We start from the raw sequence: 21450 nt of genomic DNA, 5'->3' as shown, positions 1-21450 counted from the left end.
AATCAGGCCCTTGCTGCGGCGAGCGGTGCGTCCGGCGCGCTGCGGCCCATGTTCGCCCTTTTCCTTGCGAAGGATTCGCCATGCGTGGGGCGATTCGGCGCGGGCGCCGGTCGATCGGATCGCGGAACGGGGACATAAGCTCTTGACTGATCGGCCGGGCCGGGCAGTCTGGCCGTCAATCCACAAGCCTACGGGGACACACATGACAAAATCCGGTTTTCGCGGTCGCACGGCCGGTTTTCGCGGTCGCACGGCGCGCGCGGCGTTCGCCGCCATGCTGGTCGGCACCTCCACCATCGCCTTCGCCCAGAGCGCGCCGATCGTGCAGCCCGGCGCCCCGGGCGAGGACAGCCGCGATCTCTCGGCCGAAGAGGCGGTGAAGCTCGCCGGGTCGAGCTACACCCGTGCCGACGTGAAGTTCTTGCAGGACATGATCACCCACCACGCCCAGGCGGTCGCGATGGCACAGCTGGCCCGGGAGCGCACCAACACCAGGGAGATCATCGCGATCGCCGGCCGCATCGAGGCGAGCCAGGACGACGAGATCGCCTTCATGCGCGAATGGCTCGAATCGCGCGGCGAGCCGACCGCGATGGCCATGCCGGCGGGCCACGACCATTCGCACCACCACGTGATGATGGGCATGGCGACGCCCGAGCAGATGCAGGCGCTCGCCGCGGCCGAGGGCGCCGAGTTCGACCGCCAGTTCCTCACCCTGATGATCGCCCACCACGAAGGCGCGCTCGACATGGTGGACGAACTGCTTGCCCAGCCGGGCAGCGCGGCGGACCCGATGCTCTACCGCTTCACCGGCGATGTCGAGAACGACCAGAAGAGCGAGATCGAGCGGATGGACGCGCTGCTCGCCGGGCTTTCGCCCGATCCGCGCGCAGGCCTCGCCGCGGGCTTCGACGACGCGGGAGAGGCGATCTCGAACCTGCGCCACGTCGCCAGCCTGAGAAAGCCCGCGGGCTTCTTCAACCCCGACAACCCGGCCGACCTGCGCCCCGCCATCCCCCCGCGCGAGGAGGAAAGCGAAGAGGCCGCCGAAGACCTCGCCGAAGCCGCCGAGGAGGTCGCCGCCAACGCCGCCGCCGAGGAAGAGGGCGAGGACGAGATTCCGACCCGCATGGAGGGGGACGAGGAAAGCCTCACCGAGTTCGCCGAACGTTCCCCGCTGCTCGATTTCGCCAACACCGACATGGCGTTCTTCGAAGACGTGATGGTGGCGGGCAATTACCACGGCTTCAACATCTATCGCCTGGGCGAGGACGGCGTGCCCGCGCTCATGTCCTCGGTCGTCTGCCCCGGCGGGCAGGGCGACGTCTCGGTGGTCGGCGACATCCTCGTCATGAGCGTCGAACAGACCCGCGGGCGGGTCGACTGCGGCCTCGAGGGGGTCGAGGAGGACGTCAGCGAGGAACGGTTCCGGGGCCTGCGCATCTTCGACATCTCGGACCTTCGCCGCCCACGCCAGGTCGGCGGGGTGCAGACCTGCCGCGGGAGCCACACCCATTCGATCGTGAGCGCCGATGCCGAGAAGATCGTCCTCTACAATTCGGGCACCTCGAGCATCCGCGACGAGGAGGAACTCGCCGGATGCATCGACAACCCGGCTTCCAGCCGCACCGCGCTGTTCAGCATCGACGTGATCGAAATCCCGCTTGCCGATCCGTCGCAGGCGCGGATCGTCAAGAGCCCGCGCGTCTTCGCGGACGACGAGACGGGCGACATCGCCGGGCTCTGGAAGGGCGGCGAAAGCGGCGAGGGCACGCAATACACCCGCCGCACCGACCAGTGCCACGACATCACCGTATTCCCGTCCAGGAACCTCGCCGCGGGGGCCTGTTCGGGCAACGGCATCCTGATGGACATCTCCGATCCCTACAATCCCAAGCGGATCGACGCGGTCTTCGACAAGGGGTTCGCCTACTGGCATTCGGCGACGTTCAACAATGACGGGACCAAGGTCGTCTTCACCGACGAATGGGGCGGCGGCGGGCGGCCGCGCTGCCGCGCCTCGGACCCGCTCGACTGGGGTGCCAACGCGATCTACGACATCGTCGAGGGCAAGCTCGAATTCCGCAGCCACTACAAGATGCCCGCGCCCCAGACCGAATGGGAAAACTGCGTCGCCCACAACGGTTCGATCATTCCCGTGCCCGGGCGCGACATCTTCGTGCAGTCCTGGTACCAGGGCGGGATCAGCGTGATGGACTTCACCGACAGCGCGAACCCCAGGGAAATCGCCTTCTTCGACCGTGGCCCGATCAGCGACGAGCAGATGGTCGTGGGCGGATACTGGTCGTCCTACTGGTACAACGGGCGGATCTACGGGACCGAGATCACCCGCGGGATCGACGTCTTCGCGCTCGAGCCGAGCGAACACCTGACGAAGGCCGAGATCGCCGCGGCGCAGGCCGCCTCCTATGCGAGCGGGCGCTTCAATCCGCAGACCCAGACCGAGGTGACCTGGTCCAAGGCCGCGATCGACGCCGCCGAGGCCAGCCGCGAGGGCGGCTGACCTTCGCCGCCCCCTCCTGAAGGTAACAAGGTTGACACCCCGTCAACCTTGTCACCTCTCCAGTTTGCCTTTCGCAATCAGCGACTTGCCGCTCTCTTGCGGCAAAGGTGACACGGGAGGGGCGGGCAGGTGCGCCGCGCCCTGCACGACGCAGGTCCGGACCCGGCCGCGCCCGTCGTCTCCCCCGATCAGGGGATGTTACGGGCGGTCCGGGGGAGCTAGCCTTCGGGCGCGTCCTGAAGGAGAGACCGCCATGTCACGCCGCTTGCTCGCCCTGTTCGCCGCCCTCCTCCTGTTTCCCGCCGGCGAAGCGCTCGCGCAGTCGAAGGAACTCGGCAACGGCCGGAAGGCCTATGAAAGGCAGCGCTACGCGCAGGCGCGCGCGCTCTACCTCAAGGCGTGCGAGAAACGTTCGGGCGAAGCCTGTTTCGAACTCGCCGACATGGAGGAAAGGGGGCTTGGCGGCCCGCAGGACGTGAAGGCCGCAGCCGAGCATTTCACCAAGGCCTGCGATTTCCATTACTACGCCGGATGCACGCGCGGCGGGTTCCTGCTGATGGGCGAGGGTCCGGCAAGAGGCGTCCTGCCGGTGCAGAACGAGAAGGCCCTGTCGCTCTCCTTCTTCGGCTGCCGCTTCGGATCGCGAAGCTCCTGCAGCAACTTGGCGCATCAATATGCCAACGGGATCGGGACGGCGGTGGACGGGGTCAAGGCCCGCGAAGCGGCCTACAAGTCCTGCTCGCTGGGCTTTGCCGGGGGGTGCAACAGCTACGGCTACTGGCTCGGCACCGGGTTCGGCGGTCCGGTCGACAAGGGGGGCGCCTATCTCTACCTCGACAAGGCCTGCAAGGGCGGGGAGCAGAAGGGCTGCGAGAACATCGCCAACCTCTTCCCCGACGGCGCGCCGGGGGCAGGGCAGGCCGCGGGCTCGGCCGGACAGCTCGCCCGGGGGATCCAGTCCTTCAACAGCAAGCTCTATGCCGATGCCTATTCGATCCTGCGTCCCTTTGCCGAACAGGGCGAGGCAAGGGCCGAATACACCGTCGGCTGGATGCTCGCCTTCGGGCAGGGGACGAACCGCGACTATCTCGACGCGGCGCGCTTCCTCGTCTCCGCCGCGCGCAAGGGGGACAGGGAATCGCTCGCGGTCCTCCAGCGAATCGCGCCCAAGGTGCGCGAGGCCGAATTCGTCTACATGATCGACAGTGTCGGCCCCGACATGTCGACCCTTTCCAGTTTCGCCTACGAGGTCGAGGTCTATTGCCGTTTCGGGGGCCGCAACTGCGCCACCTGGAAACAGCGCTACCGCCAGGCCGAGAACGCCAACAACCGCCGCGCCTTCACCGAACAGATGGCCCGCGCCTGGACGACGCAGGCCCAGCCGCGCGCGGGCTTCGGCAACGACCCGCGTCGGGGCGGAGAGACCTTCGGCGCCTGCATCCGCCGACAGGCCCGCACGCGCGGGGTGACGGCGGGCTCCACGGTGCTCGACTTCGACTGCTATTGAGGGGTGGGGATATGCCAGGCATCGGCTTCGCGCCGATCCATCGCCGCGCGCGGCGCCAGTCAGGCGAAACCCGCATCGCGCCTAGAACGCGCAGGTTCCGAGTGTCCGGAAGAACTGCTGGAACTCCTCGGGCCGCTGCGCCGCCTTGATCCTTTCGAACGCGGCATCGGACCGGGCCTCCAGATCGCGCTGCACGCTTGCGGCGGCCTGTTCGTCGTCGCCGATGTCCTGCCTCAGCGAAATGGCCCAATCCTGCGCCATGGCCTCGGCGGATTCGGGCCCTAGATCATGGGACAGGTTCGACCAGAACGGGCTGTCGCGATTATTGTCGTGCATGGTGAGCAGCGCGATCCAGTGGGCGAAGCACATCGATTTTTCGCCGCGGGCCAGGGGCGTCGTGCCGGAATTCGCGCCGTTGTCGTATTCGGCCAGTGCGTTCTGAATGGTGAAGCCTTGCGCCGGCCCGGCTTCTGCCGCCTGTTTGGCGGCGGTGCGCTGGATGCAATCATCGAGCAGGCCATAGGCCATGCCCCTCGCCTGGAGCGAAACCGGGCCCCAGCTTTCCCGGTCGGCGACGAAGGTGACCGCATCCGACGTCCTGAGCTCCCCGAGCGCGCGGTCGGCCTTCGCCGCATCGTCCCAGCCGCCCACCGCGCGATAGGTGAAGCCCGCGACATATTCGCCCCATTCGAGATCGTGGCGGCGCTGCCCGTCGAAGACCAGCGCGAGGGCGGGCTTGCGGCCCGCATCGAGCCCGGCGTTGACGATGTCGCCGTCGATGTTGTGCATCGAGACGTTGACGTTGGCATCGCTCACCCGGATCGTGAATTCGAGCTTCAGCCCCTGATCGCCCGCCGGGATGCCGACCGAACAGATCCCGTTGGTGTCCCCGATCTCGAAATCGAAGGACTGCTTCTGCTGCGCGGCCGCCGGGCCTGGCGTGGGCGCGATCAGCGCGGAAACGAGCAGAAGGGAAAGACGCGGGTTCATCGGCAGGCTCCTTCGGGAACGGGGGAAGACAGGCGGTTCAGCAATAGCTCGACCGGCAGGCGGTGGTGGCGCCGGTCGCATATCGGACGAAGGCGTCGAAATCGCGCTGCGAGGCACCGGCGACATAGTTCGCCCAGCCCCCGCCCGCGGATGCGGGGCGCGCGGAATAGCTCGGCGACCAGCTCGACGCGGCCAGCCCGGCGATCACCTCGCCCCAGAAGCTGCGCGGGCGGTAATTTTCGGCAAGGCGGCGGTCGAGTTCGGCCTTCTGGCGGTCGCGTTCGATGTTGCCCGCCATCGAGCGGTAGAGCGCCTCGTCGAGCGGATCGCCGCTTCTCATCGCGATCTGCATGATGCGCTTCGCCTTCTCGCGGTCGGTCGTGACGCCGTCCCCTTCCCAATAGGCCATGCCGACCCAGCGCGCGGCGGCGGCGTGCCCCTGCGCGGCGGCGTTTTCGGCGAGGGTGACGGCCTGCGCGCGGTTGGGCGTGTCGATCACGCCGGGCTCGCCATAGGCCAGCCAGCCCGCCAGCACCCAGCTGGCATCGGCGTGGCCTTCCTCCATCAGCCGGGCGATCACCTCGAGGGCGTCCTGCCCGCGCCCGGCCTCGACCAGCGCGAGCGCGGCGGCGATCTGGTCTTCGGCGGAGTGCGCCGGGTGAACCGGGAAGGTGCGGCGCCGCGCGGCTTCGGCGACCGGACCGAGCCGGCGCGCGCGGGCGCAGGCGGGCTCGTCGCCCAGCGCGCAGGCATGGTCGATCAGCGCCACCGCCCGATCCGGCCAGCGGGAAACCTGTCCGTTGCCCTCGAGGTAAAGCGCGCCCAGTTCGCGGCACGAAGGCGCATGGCCCTTGTCGCAGCCGTCGCGGTAGGACAGCGCGACTTCCCAGGCGGCGATCTTCGATCCGGGCGGGTTCCGGCGGCCCAACTCGCCCGCCTCGAAGCAGCCGATCGCCGAACCGGCAAGGCAGGCGCGGGTGAGGAGGCGCGATCCGCGCTCCATGGCCGGACCATCGCCGGCGCGGGTCAGGAAATGGCCGTGGTGCGCGCAGGCATCGGCATCGCTGGTCGAGGCGGCGCCGCAGCCGCGCTCGGCAAAGCGGGCGGCGGCGGCCGGATCGGCGCTCGCGCCCTCGCCGAACCGGTGCGCCGTGGCAAGCTGGCCGCAGCCCCATCCCGCGCCGCTGTCGCACGCCTTGCGGGCAAGCGCGAGGGCGCCCGCCGGATCGCCCGCCTCGCGCCGCGCGCTGGCCTCGAGGCGGCAGGCTTCCATCCCGCCATCCGCACATCCCGCGCGCCACATGGCGATCGCCTGCGCCGCATCGCGCGGCGTGCCTTCGCCCCGATAGAGGCCAAGCCCCATGAGGGCGCAGGCTTCGGGGTCGCCCCCGGTCTTGCATCCGCTCCGCGCGGTGCGGAAGGCAAGGTTGAAATCGACATAGCCCGCCTTGCCGTCGCGGATGATCGCCGCCGCTTCGCCGCAGGCCGCGCCGTCGCCTGCGCGGCACCCGGCGAGCCAGTATCCGACCGCGATGCGGATATCGCGCCGGATGTCGCCCGCACCCCTGGCGAAGGCGAGCGCGAGCCTGCGGCAATCGGCCACCTTTCCGCCCGCACACCCGTCTGCCCATTCGCGCGCGATGCCGGGGAGGATCACGGGCATGTTCTGCCTGCCGTTATGGATCGCCCCGTGCCGCCAGCCGTCGCGGCTCCACGGCAGGCGCTCCTTCGCGGCGGCGGCGGCGGCGGCGGAAGCGACGGGAGGGGCAGCGGCGGGGACAAGGCCGAGGATCAGCATCAGCCCGGCGCCCAGCATTGCCACAGTCCGCATTATGCCCTGCCGCGCGCTGCGCCGCGATCCCGCCTCGCTGCCTGCCTGCCGCACCCCCGACCTCCCCTGCCGCATCCCCGCGTGATGTGCGGGGATCGCCCGTGAACGCGGCGCAGGTTATTGCCTGAAGGCCCGAGAGGCTTGGAAAAACACGTCAATGCCCCTGCGCGCGCGGGCGTTCGGGCGGCGAGGGGCGGCCATCGCCTTCGCGGGAGATCGGACCATCACCCGAACGGGGGATGGCGTGCGGCGGCAATCGCTGCTTCCTGTGCGGACAGGCCTCTCCCGGTCCGTGCCGGTGCGGTTCCGGCCGGGCCGCGGGCAGGCCGACCGATTGATCGAGGCGTTGGGCAATGCCCGCATCGTGACTGCGCCCGACGTGCGCACGGCTCTGGCCAGGCTGGCGGAGGAGGAAGAGGCGTTCGACCTTGCGCTGATCGATCTCGGCCTGCCCGACGGGTCGGGGATCGAGGTGCTGCGCGCGCTCAAGGCGAGGGACCAAAGCGCGCTCGGCGTGGTGGCGACGATCCTCGGGGACGATGCCTCGGTCGTGGCCGCGCTCGCCGCGGGGGCCGACGGCTATCTCCTCAAGGACCAGGACGCCAGCGGAAGGCTGAAGACCGCAGCGCCGAGGCAGAAGGCATAGGTCATGGCGCCGCTCGCGCAGAACAGCAGGGCCGCCCCGTCGCGGGTGCGCAGCGACCAGATCCAGGCGGAGAGGATCGCGGCAATGCCGCCGGTGAAGAGCGCGGGCCAGAGCCCCGCGCGCGGTTCGCCCGCACCCTTGTCGAAACCGATCCCGAGCGCGATCGCCAGCATGGCGAGGAGCGGGACGGCGATGACGACCAGCAGCGCGCCAAAGGTCGTCGCCGGCGGTAACCGGATCGGCTGGGCCGGGCGCGAGGCAGCTTTCCGGGCCGTTTCCCGGGCCGGCGGCGCGGCGGGATTGCCGGACAGTCGCATGGGTGATCGGCGTGAAGCGCGGCGGCCTGCCGGCCCCCTCAATCGCCGTGCGATCGCCGTGCAGGGATCCGGCGGGGGATCGCCCCGAACGCGTCATGGGTATCCTTGCAGCCGATAGGCACACCGGAGCCGAGCCCCATGATCAAGGCGCCTGCATGTCGCATCGTCATTTCCCCCCGAAACCCCCGTTTTCGCCGCGTTGCGCGATCGAAGAGGCAGGGTATGACCACGATCTGACGCGTCATCAAGACGGTAAACCGCCCCGCTCGGCCCCGGACCGCCCCCATCCGAAGGGGAGGCGCGGGGCCTTTCGTGTCGCCGCGCGGCGCCGGATCAGGCGGCGGCGATCGCCTTTTCGATCTCCTCGCTGGAATGGTTGGTCAGGGTCTTGTCGATCTCCCCGACCAGCCGTTTCTTCAGTTCGGTGTGATAATGCTGGCGCATCTCGCCTAGCGTTTTCGGATCGGCGATAACGAGGACATCGTGCAGCGTCCCCTCGATCGCCTTGGCGTTGAGCCATTCCGCCGCCGCCGCGCCATGGGCGAGTTCGTTGAGGTCGGTCCGGCCGAGCCTCTGGCCGTTGTCGTCCTGGTGGCGGATCCCGGCGCTGAAATTGGTCGCGTCGAGTTCTGGGGTGTCCTCGACCGCGAGCTTGGGGTCGAAAATCCGTCCCTCGTTGCGAAACAGCGTGAAGCTTTCGCCATCGACCACGGCGACATGCGAATTGACGGGAAGTTTCATGGGCTTGGTCCTCCTTTCCCGTTCAACGCACGGCCGCCGCGATCGTTGCGAGGCGCCTACCCTGCCTTGACCCCGGCGATCCAGTTGTCGACCCGCTGCTCCAGCAGCGAAAGCGGCACCGCCCCGCCGCCCAGCACGGTATCGTGGAAACCGCGAATGTCGAAATCCTCGCCCAGTTCCTTTTCGGCGCGGGCGCGCAATTGCTGGCCTCTCTTATTCACGGCGATGCGGTTGGGCGCCTCTCGGCGCGAGCTTGACGCCACTGCTGCGTGCGGCGGCGTAGAGCGGGCGTGCGGCACCGCTGGCGTCTGTTTCACCGCGCTGTGATCGATGGGCTTTTCTGGTTGAAGGACTTGGCTCGGGGTTTCTGCGGCACTGCCGCGCCCGCTACGTCGGCGCAGGCTTGAGCGCGAGAACGATGGCACGCATCAGATCGGCATCGGGGCACGCAGAGGCGAACGCTACGCGGATTCGGGTGGCGCTTTCCATGACGCGGGCAGCAACCTTGAGCAGCCGCAGGCGCAGGGTCGTAAACTCGGCTTTTGCCAGAGCGGTGGTCTTTGGGATCGCCTGCTGAACGCGCCACAGCAGCCAGTAGGCAGCGGTGTGCAGGATCAGGCGCATCTGGTTGGCGTTCGCCGACCGGCACGAGGTGCGGTCACTGGCCAGCTGGGTCTTGTGCAGCTTGATCAAGTTCTCGGCCTGCCCGCGCGCACAGTAGAGCGTGTCATAGATGTATTCAGCCGAGCCTTGGGTTAGCGATGTGACGACATAGCGGATATCCATTCCCAGCGTGCTGGCCTCGATCCTGGCGACGACGCGGCGCTGGCGGTTCCAGCTCTTCGCGCCGTAGCGGGTCTCGGCATAGCTGCACAGGACCGGGAGTTGGCACTCGGCGCGGCGGACCGCACAGGCATCGGCAGCCGTGACGATAACCGGATCAGCGCGCAGCGCGGCGTTGGTCGGCAGACCGAACACGTAATCGACATGGGCCGCCTCGCAGAAGGCCATGACCTCAGGGCGCCCATAATGCCCGTCACCGCGGATGGTGATGTGGGTATCAGGCCAGTGGCGGCGAAGATGGCGCACCAGACGCCGGATATGCCCTGCCGCCTCCTTGCCAGAAGGCGTCTTGCCCGTGCGCAGCAGCATCGCCACCGGCCGGCCCGTTGCCGTGTCGTAGACATGGATCGGCAGGAAGCAGCGCTCCCCATGATGTCCGTTCCAGAAGGAGAGTTGCTGATAGCCGTGCACGACGTCGCAGGTGTCATCGATATCCAGCGTCACCGCCGCCGGCGGAGTGGGGTAGCTGGCGCAGTAGATGTCGATCATGATCCCCAGCATCTTTGCCAGTTCGCGCGTGCTCGGCGCATTCTCCCAGCGGCTCATCGTCGGTTGGCTGGCCAACCCCGCACCCGATCCCGGCAGCTTGCCCAGCGCAAGGCGGAAGCCCGGATCATCGCGCAGAGCGTCGAGATCATCGGCATCCTCATAGCCGCAGGCGATCGCGAACATCCGCGCGCGCAGGATATCTTCAAGCCGATGAACCACCCGAGCAGGATCGCGCGGATCGGCAATACACGCCGCAAGCCGCTGGCAGAGCCCCATCATGCGCTCGGCCTGAGCCAGCACCAGCACCCCGCCATCCGAGGTCAGCCTGCCGCCGTCAAACGCAGCTGTGACCTTCTTGCCGCGCACTGCTGGAAACGAAAATACGGACGCGCTATCATCGCATCCGGCGGGTGTGGTCTGTGGCATATTTTGCCCCGTTGCAGGTCTGGCTTAAGCAACCACATTCCTACAACAATGCAAATGCTTACGCCACTCCCGCCAACCCGTCAGACCACCGCCGGTGAATAATCCGGGCTAGCGTTTTCGGATCGGCGATAACGAGGACATCGTGCAGCGTCCCCTCGATCGCCTTGGCGTTGAGCCATTCCGCCGCCGCCGCGCCATGGGCGAGTTCGTTGAGGTCGGTCCGGCCGAGCCTCTGGCCGTTGTCGTCCTGGTGGCGGATCCCGGCGCTGAAATTGGTCGCGTCGAGTTCTGGGGTGTCCTCGACCGCGAGCTTGGGGTCGAGAATCCGTCCCTCGTTGCGAAACAGCGTGAAGCTTTCGCCATCGACCACGGCGACATGCGAATTGACGGGAAGTTTCATGGGCTTGGTCCTCCTTTCCCGTTCAACGCACGGCCGCCGCGATCGTTGCGAGGCGCCTACCCTGCCTTGACCCCGGCGATCCAGTTGTCGACCCGCTGCTCCAGCAGCGAAAGCGGCACCGCCCCGCCGCCCAGCACGGTATCGTGGAAACCGCGAATGTCGAAATCCTCGCCCAGTTCCTTTTCGGCGCGGGCGCGCAATTGCTGGATGCGGATCATGCCGATCTTGTAGGAGGTCGCCTGTCCGGGCAGGACGAAATAGCGCCGCACCTCGCTGCGCGCCGCGGTTTCGGGGGTCGGCGAATTCTCCATCGCGTATCGCACCGCCTGCTCCTCGCTCCAGCCCTTGGCGTGGATGCCGGTGTCGACCACCAGCGCGGTCCGGGCCATCGGGCTGAAGGCGATCTGTTCCTGCCACTTCGTCTCGAACCACTGGTTGAGGCATTGCGTTTCGCTGGCGGTGCATTCGGCGGGCGCGGGGGCGGGCTGGGCCAGCGCCCCCTGGGGTCCGCCAAGCGCGACCGATGCGAGCAGCAGGGCGGCAAGTCGAATTCATGATCGGTGTCCTTCGGTCCGTGAAGCTGCAGGATGCAACATCCCGGCCGCGGTAGGAAGCGGCACCTGCCGCGAGACCGGAGCGCAGCGCCCACGAAAAAGGGCCCCGGCGCGGTGCGCGCCGGAGCCCCCTTTCGTGCAGTCGCCGGGTGGCGGGGCTCAGAAGCCCATGTCGCCCATGCCACCCATGCCGCCCATGTCGGGCATCGCGGGGGCCGCCGACTTGTCTTCCGGAGCCTCGGTGATCGCCGCCTCGGTGGTGATCAGCAGGCCGGCGACCGAAGCCGCGTCCTGCAGCGCCGTGCGGACGACCTTGGTCGGGTCGATGACGCCGGCCTGGACGAGGTTCTCGTAGGTGTCGGTCGCGGCGTTGAAGCCCATCGTCTCGTCGCCTTCGCGCAGCAGGTTGCCCGAGACGACCGCACCGTCATGGCCGGCGTTCTCGGCAATCTGCCGGATCGGGGCGAGGATCGCGCGGCGCACGATGTCGATCCCGCGCGTCTGGTCGTCGTTCTCGCCCTTGAGGCTTTCGAGGACCTTGGAGGCGTAGAGCAGCGCGGTGCCGCCGCCCGGGACGATGCCTTCCTCGACCGCGGCGCGGGTCGCGTGGAGCGCGTCGTCGACGCGGTCCTTGCGCTCCTTCACCTCGACTTCGGAGGCGCCGCCGACCTTGATCACGGCCACGCCGCCGGCGAGCTTGGCGAGACGCTCCTGGAGCTTCTCGCGGTCATAGTCGCTGGTGGTGTTGTCGATCTGGGTGCGGATCTCGTTGACGCGAGCCTTGATGTCGTCCTCGCTGCCGGCACCGTCGACGATGGTCGTGTTGTCCTTGTCGATGGTGACGCGCTTGGCTTCGCCGAGCATCCCGAGGGTGACGTTCTCGAGCTTGATGCCGAGATCCTCGGAGATCATTTCGCCCTTGGTCAGGATCGCGATGTCCTGCAGCATGGCCTTGCGGCGATCGCCGAAGCCCGGGGCCTTGACCGCCGCGACCTTGAGGCCGCCGCGCAGCTTGTTGACGACCAGCGTGGCGAGCGCCTCGCCCTCGATGTCCTCGGCGATGATGAGCAGCGGACGACCCGACTGCACCGCCGATTCGAGGATCGGCAGCATCGACTGGAGGTTCGACAGCTTCTTCTCGTGGATGAGGATGTAGGGGTTATCCAGTTCCACGGTCATCTTGTCGGGGTTGGTGATGAAGTAGGGCGACAGGTAGCCGCGGTCGAACTGCATCCCCTCGACGACGTCGAGCTCGAATTCGAGGCCCTTGGCTTCCTCGACGGTGATGACGCCTTCCTTGCCGACCTTTTCCATGGCCTCGGCGATCTTCTCGCCGACTTCGCGGTCGCCATTGGCCGAGATGATGCCGACCTGGGCGATTTCCTCGGAGCCCGAGACGTCCTTGGAACGGTTCTTCAGGTCTTCGGTCACCTTGGCGACGGCGAGGTCGATGCCGCGCTTGAGGTCCATCGGGTTCATGCCCGCGGCGACCGACTTCATGCCTTCGCGCACGATCGCCTGGCCGAGCACGGTCGCGGTGGTGGTGCCGTCGCCGGCGAGGTCATTGGTCTTGCTGGCGACTTCGCGCAGCATCTGCGCGCCCATGTTCTCGAACTTGTCCTTGAGTTCGATTTCCTTGGCGACGGTGACGCCGTCCTTGGTGATGCGCGGCGCGCCGAAGCTCTTGTCGATCACGACGTTGCGGCCCTTGGGACCGAGCGTCACCTTGACCGCGTTGGCGAGCGTATCGACGCCCTTGAGGATGCGTTCGCGAGCGTCGCGCGAGAATTTCACGTCCTTGGCAGACATTGGTGTTTCTCCTGGATTGCGTGGTTGATGGGCAAAGCGTCAGAAGGGTCGGCGGATCAGCCGATGATCCCCATGATGTCGCTTTCCTTCATGATCAGCAGGTCTTCGCCGTCGATCTTGACTTCGGTGCCGGACCACTTGCCGAACAGCACGCGGTCGCCGGCCTTGACGTCCATCGGGATGCGGTCGCCATCATCGTCGCGCGCGCCCTCGCCGACGGCGATGATCTCGCCCTCGCTCGGCTTTTCCTGCGCGCTGTCTGGGATGATGATGCCGCCTGCGGTCTTCTGGTCGGCTTCGATGCGACGAACCACGACGCGGTCGTGCAGCGGACGAAATGCCATAGGTAATGACCTTTCTGCTTGGTTGCTAAGTCTCTTGGCACTCTCCCCTCGAGAGTGCCAGCAGCGGGCATTTGGTTGCGCCCCGGTGCAGAGTCAAGCGAGGTTCATGAAAAAAAATCACGCGCGCGCCGCGCGGCCTTGCGGGTCAGCCGGAACGCCGCGTGAGGCCCAGTTTCTCGCGCCTTCCCCAGCGCGCGATCAGCAGGATCGCGGCGCAGGAAAGCCCGCTCGCAAGGCCGACCCACACGCCCCTTTCGGCAAGCGGCGTGAAGAAGCCGAAGAAGATCGCCGTTCCGAAACCGGGCACCCAGTAGCTGAAGATCGCGATCCACATCGGCACGCGCGTGTCCTGCAGGCCCCGCAGCGCCCCGGCGGCGACCGCCTGGACCCCGTCAACCAGCTGGAACGCCGCGGCGAGCACGAGGAACTGGAGCGCGAAGCCGACCAGCGTCGCGTTTTCGGGGTCGGCAGGATCGACGAAGATCATCAGCAGCGGCCCGGGCACGAAGATCATCAGGCTCGCGGTCACGCCCATGAATCCCGCGCCGAGCGCCAGCGCGACCCATCCGGCACGCGCGATGCCGAGCGGGTCGCGCGCGCCGTAGAAATAGCCCACCCGGATCGTCGCCGCCTGCCCCACGCCGAAAGGCACCTGGAAGGCGAGCGAGGCGATCTGCAGCGCCACGATATGCCCCGCCAGCGCGGCGGCGCCGAAGCGGCCCATCAGGAATGCGGCGGCGCTGAACACCCCCGCCTCGGCGGTGACGGTGAGCGCGATCGGCGTGCCGATCCGCACGATCTGCCACAGCCGCGGCCAGTCGGGCTTCCAGAAGCGGTAGAAGACGTGGAACCGGGCGAGCGCGGGGTTTAGGAGGATCGCGAGGACATAGGCGGCGAGAGTCACGAATGCGGTGACGATCGTCGCCACCGCCGCCCCGACGAGGCCGAGCTCTGGCGCGCCGAGATTGCCGAAGATGAAGGCATAGTTGGCCAGCGCATTCACCGGGATCCCGCAGGCGGTGATCGCGGTCGCGACGATCGGCCAGCCGAGCGCGGAGACGTAGTTCCGCAACACCGCGGCGAGCAGCATCGGCACGAACGAGAATATGATGACCCGGTTGTATTCATTGGCCAGCGCGATGATTTCCGGCTGCTGTCCCGAAGCCCGCATGACCGGATCGAGCAGCAGGCACAGCCCCATCCCCACGACCCCGCTCAGCACCGCCAGCCACAGCGCCATCCGGGTCGCCCGCCGGACCGGGCGGAAGGAGGGCGACCGCGCGCCCAGCGCTTCGGCGATGAGCGGCGCGACCGCTCCCGTCAGCGCGGTCATCGCCCACAGGATCACACCGAACACGCCGATCGCGAGGCCCGAGGCGGCGAGCTCCTCCTCGCCGAGGCGCGCGATGAACACGACATCGACGATGTAGGTCGCCATCTGCAGCAGGTTGGCGAGCGCGAGCGGCGCGGCGAGCAAGGTCGTCGCGCGCAGTTCGCGTCCCCAGCCGGGCGTTTCGAGATGGGCAGGCTCCCTCATGCAGGCGGTCCCGATAGGCGCGGCGCGCGTCCGAGGAAAGGCGCAAGCCCGCGTTCCATCCGCTTCGCCGCGAGCCTGCGGTGATCGCGTCATGCCGTCGGGGTGGCGCATTTCCGGACAGCGGCCCGCGATGGGCCTTTCGAAACACGGTTAAGCGATGTCGCCGATCGGCCATTCCTTGGCGAGCAGCCTGGCGCGCCGCGGACGGGTTGGCGGCGCTGCGGATCATCGCCACCACTTCGTCGAGATTGGACACCGCCACCACGAGGCCGAGCAAGACTTGGGCGAATCGCCGAATTGCGGCATTCTCCGCGGCCAAGCCGAGCGTTCTGATCACGGAAAATGTCTCCCCCGGGTGACTGAAGCCCAAAACTCTCTTTTCGCGGCGTTTTTACGCCTGCGAACCTCTGCGACTCGTCTGGGGGGAAGTGTTAGAGGAATTTAACTAAGTGTCCCCGCAAGGGGATGTTTCCCGCCGCGGCTCGCCCGCCGCGCCCGTGCGGGCGAAACGAAAAAAAGGGCGGCAACCGGTCGGTCGCCGCCCTTTCCTCTCGGGCCTTGCGGAAGCGGACGCGGCGAGGATCGCCGGCGTTCGCCCTGCCGCGGGCTTACTTCAGTTCGACGGTGCCGCCGGCAGCTTCGATCTTGGCCTTGACCTCTTCGGCCTCGGCCTTGTTCACGCCTTCCTTGAGCGCCTTGGGCGCGCCTTCGACGAGCGCCTTGGCTTCGGTCAGGCCGAGGCCGGTGATGGCACGGACTTCCTTGATGACCTGGATCTTCTTGCCGCCGTCGCCGGTGAGGATGACGTCGAATTCGTCCTTCTCTTCGGCGGGGGCAGCGGCATCGCCGCCACCGGCGGGGCCGGCGACGGCGACTGCGGCGGCGGCGCTCACGCCCCACTCTTCTTCCAGCGCCTTGGCGAGTTCGGCCGCCTCGAGGACGGTCAGCTTCGAAAGTTCTTCAACAAGCTTGGCAATATCGGCCATGATGGTTCACTCCAGATTGTGGCGGGGCGCATCGTCTGCCCCTGATGTTTCGTCGTGTGCGAATTGCGTCTCTCAGGCCGCGTCCTTGGCGCCGTAGGCACCGAACACGCGGGCGAGCTTGGCCGCGGGGGCGTTGACGACCTGGGCGACCTTGGTCGCCGGGGCGTTCACGAGACCCACGAGCTTGCCGCGCAGCTCGTCGAGGCTGGGCATCGAGGCGAGCGCCCTGACCCCGGCTTCGTCGAGCACCTGCGTGCCCATCGAACCGCCGACAATTTCGAGCTTGTCGTTCGACTTGGCGAAATCGACAGCGGCCTTGGCGGCCGCGACCGGGTCTTCCGACCAGGCCAGCGCGGTCGGACCCGAGAGGAATTCCTCGAGGCCGACATAGTCGGTGTCCTTCAGGGCGAGCTTGGCGAGACGGTTCTTCGCGACCTTGTAGGACGCCCCCGCTTCGCGCATCTTCGAGCGCAAGTCGGTGGACTGGGCCACCGTCATGCCGAGATTGCGGGTGACGACCACCACGCCGACCTCGTTGAAGACCGCATTAAGCTCGGCGACCGCTTCGGTTTTCTGCGAACGATCCATGCTTTTGCTCCTTCACTAATGGCCGCGCGGGGAAGGTTCCCCGAACGGCCGGCTCATGTTCGCCCATGCCGGCAGACGGCACGGGCCCCGCGCCGACAGGCGGCACGGGCAAGGGTCCGTTGACAAGGGAAGGAGGGAGCGCATTGCGCCACGCGGGCCGCCAGGAGAGTGGAGGCCGTAAATCTCTTTTCCCCGTCTAGGCTGGAAATTAAGACCGGCCAATCCCGGTCACCAACTGTCTCGGACGGATGCCCGGCGCGAAAAGATCGGCCGGGCTGGGGCGCCTTTAGCGGGAAGGGCGGCATTGTCAAGCGATCCCTCGGCGGGGACGGCCGACCCGTTCGCGCTGGCGCGCGGATATGGGGCCTGGCGCGAATGTTCCTCGCCCGCCTGCGCCCGTGTTGGGCGCACTTGACCGACAACAGGTGCGCGCCTATATGCCGCCCGTGCCCGTTTCGAGCCAGGCCGATTCATGCGCGGGGATCGGTCCGAAGAATGGAAGCGGCGGCCACCCATTATCGCGACGCCAGTGACAGCTGCACGAGCGGCCCCCGACGGGTTGCTCCATCGTGCGGCTTCTTTGCGTCCGCGGTGGGCCTGCACCCGATCCCGCCAGACCCGAACGATCATCCCGCGCGCGGCCCTGATGCCGCGTGCCGACAAAGAAGAGGCGTATCTCCTCCATGGCAACCAAGGCGAAGGCTCCCACCACGGGCAAGAACCTCTCCCGCAAGGCGCAGGGCACCGCGAAGAAGCGGATCCGCAAGATCTTCGGCGATATCCACGAAGTGGTCGAGATGCCCAACCTGATCGAGGTCCAGCGCGAGAGCTACGAGTTCTTCCTGCGGTCCGATCCTTCGGTGGGTTACGTGTCGGGCCTCGAAAAGACCCTGCGTTCGGTGTTTCCGATCCGCGACTTCGCCGGCACGGCCGAGCTCGACTTCGTGCATTACGAGCTCGAGGAGCCCAAGTACGACACCACCGAGTGCCGCCAGCGCGGGATCACCTATGCCGCCCCGATGAAGGTGACCTTGCGCCTCATCGTGTTCGAGGTCGACCAGGAAACCGAAACCCGCTCCGTGCTCGATATCAAGGAGCAGGACGTCTACATGGGCGACATGCCGCTCATGACCGAGAACGGCACCTTCATCATCAACGGCACCGAACGCGTGATCGTCTCGCAGATGCACCGTTCGCCGGGCGTCCTGTTCGACCATGACCGCGGCAAGACCCATTCCTCGGGCAAGCTGCTGTTCGCCGCGCGGGTGATCCCCTATCGCGGTTCCTGGCTCGATTTCGAGTTCGATGCCAAGGACATCGTCAACGTCCGCATCGACCGCAAGCGCAAGCTGCCGGTCACCGCGCTGCTCTATGCGCTCGGCCTCGACAGCGAGGACATCCTGCACCACTTCTACGACACGGTCGTGTGGGAGCGGGCCAGGGAAGGCTGGCGAATTCCCTTCAATCCCGAACTCTGGCGCAACCAGAAGCCGGCCTTCGCGCTGGTCGATGCGAAGACGGGCGAGGAAGTCTTTCCCGCCGGTCAGAAAATCAGCCCCCGCGCCGCGAACAAGGCGGCCAAGGACGGCCTTTCCGAACTGCTCCTGCCGACCGAAGAAGTCGTCAGCCGCTATGCCGCGCGCGACATGATCGACGAGGCGACCGGCCGCATCTACATCGAGGCGGGCGACGAGGTGACGCTCGAACATGTCGAGGCGCTCGACAATGCCGGGATCGACCGGCTCGAACTGCTCGACATCGACGAGATCAACACCGGCCCGTGGATCCGCAACACGCTCAAGGCCGACAAGGCCGAGAACCGCGACGAGGGTCTCGAGGCCATCTACAAGGTCATGCGTCCCGGCGAGCCGCCGACCAAGGAAACCGCCGAAGCCCTGTTCGAAGGCCTGTTCTTCGACGGCGAGCGTTATGACCTCTCGGCGGTTGGTCGCGTCAAGCTCAACATGCGCCTCGGCCTCGATGCCGAGGACACGGTGACGACCCTGCGCAAGGAAGACATCCTCGCCGTGGTCAAGGAACTGGTAGGCCTCAAGGACGGCAAGGGCGAAGTCGACGACATCGACAATCTCGGCAACCGCCGTGTGCGGTCGGTCGGCGAACTGCTGGAAAACCAGTATCGCGTCGGCCTGCTGCGGATGGAACGCGCGGTGAAGGAGCGCATGAGCTCGGTCGATGTCAGCACGGTGATGCCGAACGACCTCATCAACGCCAAGCCCGCCGTGGCCGCGGTGCGCGAGTTCTTCGGTTCCTCGCAGCTTTCGCAGTTCATGGACCAGACCAACCCGCTCTCCGAAGTCACCCACAAGCGCCGCGTCTCCGCGCTCGGCCCGGGCGGCCTCACCCGCGAACGCGCAGGCTTCGAGGTCCGCGACGTCCACCCGACGCACTATGGTCGCATCTGCCCGATCGAGACGCCCGAAGGCCCGAACATCGGCCTGATCAACTCGCTCGCGAGCTTCAGCCGGGTCAACAAGTACGGCTTCATCGAAACCCCTTACCGCAAGGTCGAGGACGGCAAGGTGACGAGCGAGGTGATCTATCTTTCCGCGATGGAGGAACAGAAGCACACCGTCGCGCAGGCTTCGGCCGAACTGAACGAGGACGGCAGCTTCGTCGAGGAACTCGTCTCCGCGCGCCACGCGGGCGACAACCTGATGGCCCCGCGCGAGCAGGTCACGCTGATGGACGTCTCGCCGAAGCAGCTCGTCTCGGTCGCGGCCTCGCTCATCCCCTTCCTGGAAAACGACGACGCCAACCGCGCGCTGATGGGCTCGAACATGCAGCGCCAGGCGGTGCCGCTGGTCAAGGCCGAGGCGCCGTGGGTCGGCACCGGCATGGAAGAGACCGTGGCGCGTGACAGCGGCGCGGCGATCGCGGCGAAGCGCGGCGGGATCGTCGACCAGGTCGACGCCACCCGCATCGTGATCCGCGCGATCGGCGATGTCGAACCCGGCCAGTCGGGCGTCGACATCTACACGCTGCAGAAGTTCCAGCGTTCGAACCAGAACACCTGCATCAACCAGCGCCCGCTGGTGAAGGTGGGCGAGGTGATCGAGGCCGGCGACATCATCGCCGACGGTCCCTCGACCGATCTCGGCGAACTGGCGCTGGGCAAGAACAGCCTCGTCGCGTTCATGCCGTGGAACGGCTACAACTACGAGGACTCGATCCTGATCTCCGAACGCATCGTGAAGGACGACGTGTTCACCTCGATCCACATCGAGGAATTCGAGGTCATGGCCCGCGACACCAAGCTCGGTCCGGAGGACATCACCCGCGACATCCCCAATGTCGGCGAGGAAGCCCTGCGCAACCTCGACGAGGCGGGGATCGTCTATATCGGCGCCGAAGTGCACCCCGGGGACATCCTCGTCGGCAAGATCACGCCCAAGGGCGAAAGCCCGATGACGCCGGAGGAAAAGCTGCTGCGCGCGATCTTCGGCGAAAAGGCGTCGGACGTGCGCGACACCTCGCTGCGCCTGCCCCCGGGCGTTGCCGGGACGGTGGTCGAGGTCCGGGTGTTCAACCGCCACGGGATCGAGATCGACGACCGTACCCGCGCGATCCAGAACGAGGAGATCGAACGCCTGCGCAAGGACGCGGCGGACGAACGCAACATCCTGAACCGCGCGACCTACAACCGCCTGCGCGACATGCTGCTCGGCCAGACCGCTTCGGCCGCGCCCAAGGGCGTCAAGAAGGGGATCGAGATCTCCGAGCAGGTGCTGCAGGACATCGACCGCCACGAATGGTTCAAGTTCGCGGTCGCCGACGACGCGCGCCAGGCCCAGCTCGAGGCGGTGAAGTCGCAATACGACGAAGCCGTCGCGCTGATCGATGCGAAGTTCCACGACCGCAAGGAAAAGCTCGAACGGGGCGACGAACTCGCGCCGGGCGTGCTCAAGATGGTCAAGGTCTTCGTCGCGGTGAAGCGCAAGCTCCAGCCGGGCGACAAGATGGCCGGCCGTCACGGGAACAAGGGCGTCATCAGTCGCATCCTGCCGGTCGAGGACATGCCGTTCCTCGAGGACGGGACGCCGGTCGACCTCGTGCTCAATCCGCTGGGCGTGCCTTCGCGCATGAATGTGGGGCAGATCTTCGAAACGCATCTCGGCTTCGCCGCGCGCGGGCTGGGGCTGGAGATCAAGGAAGAGCTCGAGAAGTGGCGTGCGGAGAACCCCAACGCCGAGGAGGACTACGCCAATGCCAAGCCTCCGCAGGCGGTCATCGACCGGCTGAAGGACGTCTATGGCGACAGCTATGTCGAGGACATCGAGAGCCGCTCGGTCGAGCAGATCGTCGAACTCGCCAGCAACGTGACCGCGGGCGTTCCGATGGGGACTCCGGTGTTCGACGGCGCGCGCGAACCCGACGTGTCGGAAATGCTGGTCAAGGCCGGGATCGACAGCTCGGGCCAGTCGACGCTCTATGACGGGCGCACCGGCGAGGCGTTCGACCGCAAGGTGACCGTGGGCATCATCTACATGCTGAAGCTCCACCACCTCGTCGACGACAAGATCCACGCGCGTTCGATCGGCCCCTACTCGCTCGTCACCCAGCAGCCGCTGGGCGGCAAGGCGCAGTTCGGCGGCCAGCGCTTCGGCGAAATGGAGGTCTGGGCGCTCCAGGCCTACGGCGCGGCCTACACCTTGCAGGAAATGCTGACGGTGAAGTCCGACGACGTGGTCGGCCGCACCAAGGTCTACGAGGCGATCGTCAAGGGCGACGACACCTTCGAGGCCGGCATTCCGGAAAGCTTCAACGTGCTCGTCAAGGAAATGCGAAGCCTCGGCCTCAATGTCGAACTCAAGTCGCTCTCGGACGACGAGGAAGGCGACGACGGCGATATGCTGGAGGCAGCGGAATAGGGGGGCGGGCGTTCCGGCCCCTCCTTTCC

General features: G+C 67.1%; 17 protein-coding genes. 4 read left to right on the top strand and 13 right to left on the bottom strand.

Translation table 11 applies throughout. The features are described 5' to 3' along the window. Positions 1 to 202 precede the first annotated feature (202 nt). Positions 203 to 2524, top strand: coding sequence for a DUF305 domain-containing protein (locus BLU08_RS09175; RefSeq protein ID WP_090198583.1), 2322 nt, complete (start codon positions 203 to 205; stop codon positions 2522 to 2524). A 253-nt stretch (positions 2525 to 2777) separates the two neighbouring features. Beyond that, a complete protein-coding gene (locus BLU08_RS09170) occupies positions 2778 to 4031 on the top strand; it encodes a tetratricopeptide repeat protein (RefSeq protein ID WP_157674499.1) in 1254 nt (417 codons plus the stop codon). An 81-nt stretch (positions 4032 to 4112) separates the two neighbouring features. On the opposite strand, the gene BLU08_RS09165 is transcribed toward BLU08_RS09170, so the two are convergent. Both BLU08_RS09165 and BLU08_RS09160 read right to left on the bottom strand, forming a co-directional pair. Then, positions 4113 to 5021, bottom strand: a complete 909-nt coding sequence (locus tag BLU08_RS09165; protein WP_090198578.1) for a hypothetical protein — start codon at positions 5019 to 5021, stop codon at positions 4113 to 4115. A 37-nt stretch (positions 5022 to 5058) separates the two neighbouring features. Next, the gene (locus tag BLU08_RS09160; RefSeq protein ID WP_172801009.1) at positions 5059 to 6852 is read right to left on the bottom strand and encodes an SEL1-like repeat protein; all 1794 of its coding nucleotides are present in this window, start codon (positions 6850 to 6852) and stop codon (positions 5059 to 5061) included. Between the two features lie 292 nt (positions 6853 to 7144). Here BLU08_RS09160 and BLU08_RS09155 point away from each other — a divergent pair, with 292 nt between their 5' ends. Further along, positions 7145 to 7498 (top strand): response regulator transcription factor, encoded by a 354-nt coding sequence (locus tag BLU08_RS09155; RefSeq protein ID WP_197676854.1) that lies wholly within the window; start codon positions 7145 to 7147, stop codon positions 7496 to 7498. Here BLU08_RS09155 and BLU08_RS09150 read toward each other — a convergent pair. From BLU08_RS09150 to rplJ, 11 genes are all read right to left on the bottom strand, one after another. After that, the gene (locus BLU08_RS09150; RefSeq protein ID WP_090198570.1) at positions 7432 to 7815 is read right to left on the bottom strand and encodes a hypothetical protein; all 384 of its coding nucleotides are present in this window, start codon (positions 7813 to 7815) and stop codon (positions 7432 to 7434) included. The two genes, BLU08_RS09155 and BLU08_RS09150, sit on opposite strands and share 67 nt — an antisense overlap. Positions 7816 to 8148: 333 nt before the next feature. Beyond that, positions 8149 to 8556, bottom strand: a complete 408-nt coding sequence (locus tag BLU08_RS09140) for a host attachment protein (RefSeq protein WP_090198560.1) — start codon at positions 8554 to 8556, stop codon at positions 8149 to 8151. A 56-nt stretch (positions 8557 to 8612) separates the two neighbouring features. Next, positions 8613 to 8777, bottom strand: a complete 165-nt coding sequence (locus tag BLU08_RS15500) for a DUF885 family protein (RefSeq protein ID WP_369816773.1) — start codon at positions 8775 to 8777, stop codon at positions 8613 to 8615. Between the two features lie 166 nt (positions 8778 to 8943). Next, positions 8944 to 10314 carry an IS1380 family transposase gene (locus tag BLU08_RS09130; RefSeq protein ID WP_090198552.1) on the bottom strand — a complete coding sequence of 457 codons (1371 nt, stop codon included), beginning with the start codon at positions 10312 to 10314 and terminating at the stop codon, positions 8944 to 8946. A 58-nt stretch (positions 10315 to 10372) separates the two neighbouring features. Continuing rightward, on the bottom strand, positions 10373 to 10714 hold the full coding sequence (locus tag BLU08_RS09125) for an attachment protein (RefSeq protein ID WP_090198548.1): 342 nt from the start codon (positions 10712 to 10714) through the stop codon (positions 10373 to 10375). Between the two features lie 56 nt (positions 10715 to 10770). After that, the gene (locus tag BLU08_RS09120; RefSeq protein WP_090198545.1) at positions 10771 to 11103 is read right to left on the bottom strand and encodes a DUF885 family protein; all 333 of its coding nucleotides are present in this window, start codon (positions 11101 to 11103) and stop codon (positions 10771 to 10773) included. Positions 11104 to 11427: 324 nt separating this feature from the next. Next, on the bottom strand, positions 11428 to 13077 hold the full coding sequence (gene groL / locus BLU08_RS09115; RefSeq protein ID WP_090198542.1) for a chaperonin GroEL: 1650 nt from the start codon (positions 13075 to 13077) through the stop codon (positions 11428 to 11430). A 56-nt stretch (positions 13078 to 13133) separates the two neighbouring features. Further along, positions 13134 to 13421: a co-chaperone GroES gene (gene groES / locus BLU08_RS09110; protein ID WP_090198539.1), complete on the bottom strand. Its 288-nt coding sequence runs from the start codon at positions 13419 to 13421 to the stop codon at positions 13134 to 13136. A 145-nt stretch (positions 13422 to 13566) separates the two neighbouring features. Further along, positions 13567 to 14958 (bottom strand): MATE family efflux transporter, encoded by a 1392-nt coding sequence (locus tag BLU08_RS09105; RefSeq protein WP_090198536.1) that lies wholly within the window; start codon positions 14956 to 14958, stop codon positions 13567 to 13569. A gap of 608 nt (positions 14959 to 15566) precedes the next feature. Continuing rightward, on the bottom strand, positions 15567 to 15944 hold the full coding sequence (gene rplL, locus BLU08_RS09100; protein WP_090198533.1) for a 50S ribosomal protein L7/L12: 378 nt from the start codon (positions 15942 to 15944) through the stop codon (positions 15567 to 15569). Positions 15945 to 16016: 72 nt separating this feature from the next. After that, positions 16017 to 16532 carry a 50S ribosomal protein L10 gene (rplJ, locus tag BLU08_RS09095; protein ID WP_090198530.1) on the bottom strand — a complete coding sequence of 172 codons (516 nt, stop codon included), beginning with the start codon at positions 16530 to 16532 and terminating at the stop codon, positions 16017 to 16019. A gap of 683 nt (positions 16533 to 17215) precedes the next feature. Between rplJ and rpoB the strand changes: the two genes are divergently transcribed. Next, on the top strand, positions 17216 to 21421 hold the full coding sequence (gene rpoB, locus BLU08_RS09090) for a DNA-directed RNA polymerase subunit beta (RefSeq protein ID WP_090198528.1): 4206 nt from the start codon (positions 17216 to 17218) through the stop codon (positions 21419 to 21421). The last annotated feature ends 29 nt before the right edge of the window (positions 21422 to 21450 follow it).

Source organism: Erythrobacter sp. HL-111 (assembly GCF_900105095.1).
In the GTDB taxonomy this organism is placed as follows: Bacteria; Pseudomonadota; Alphaproteobacteria; order Sphingomonadales; family Sphingomonadaceae; genus Erythrobacter.
Note: the sequence above shows the minus strand (reverse complement) of the source record. Positions and strands in the feature narration are given on the sequence as shown.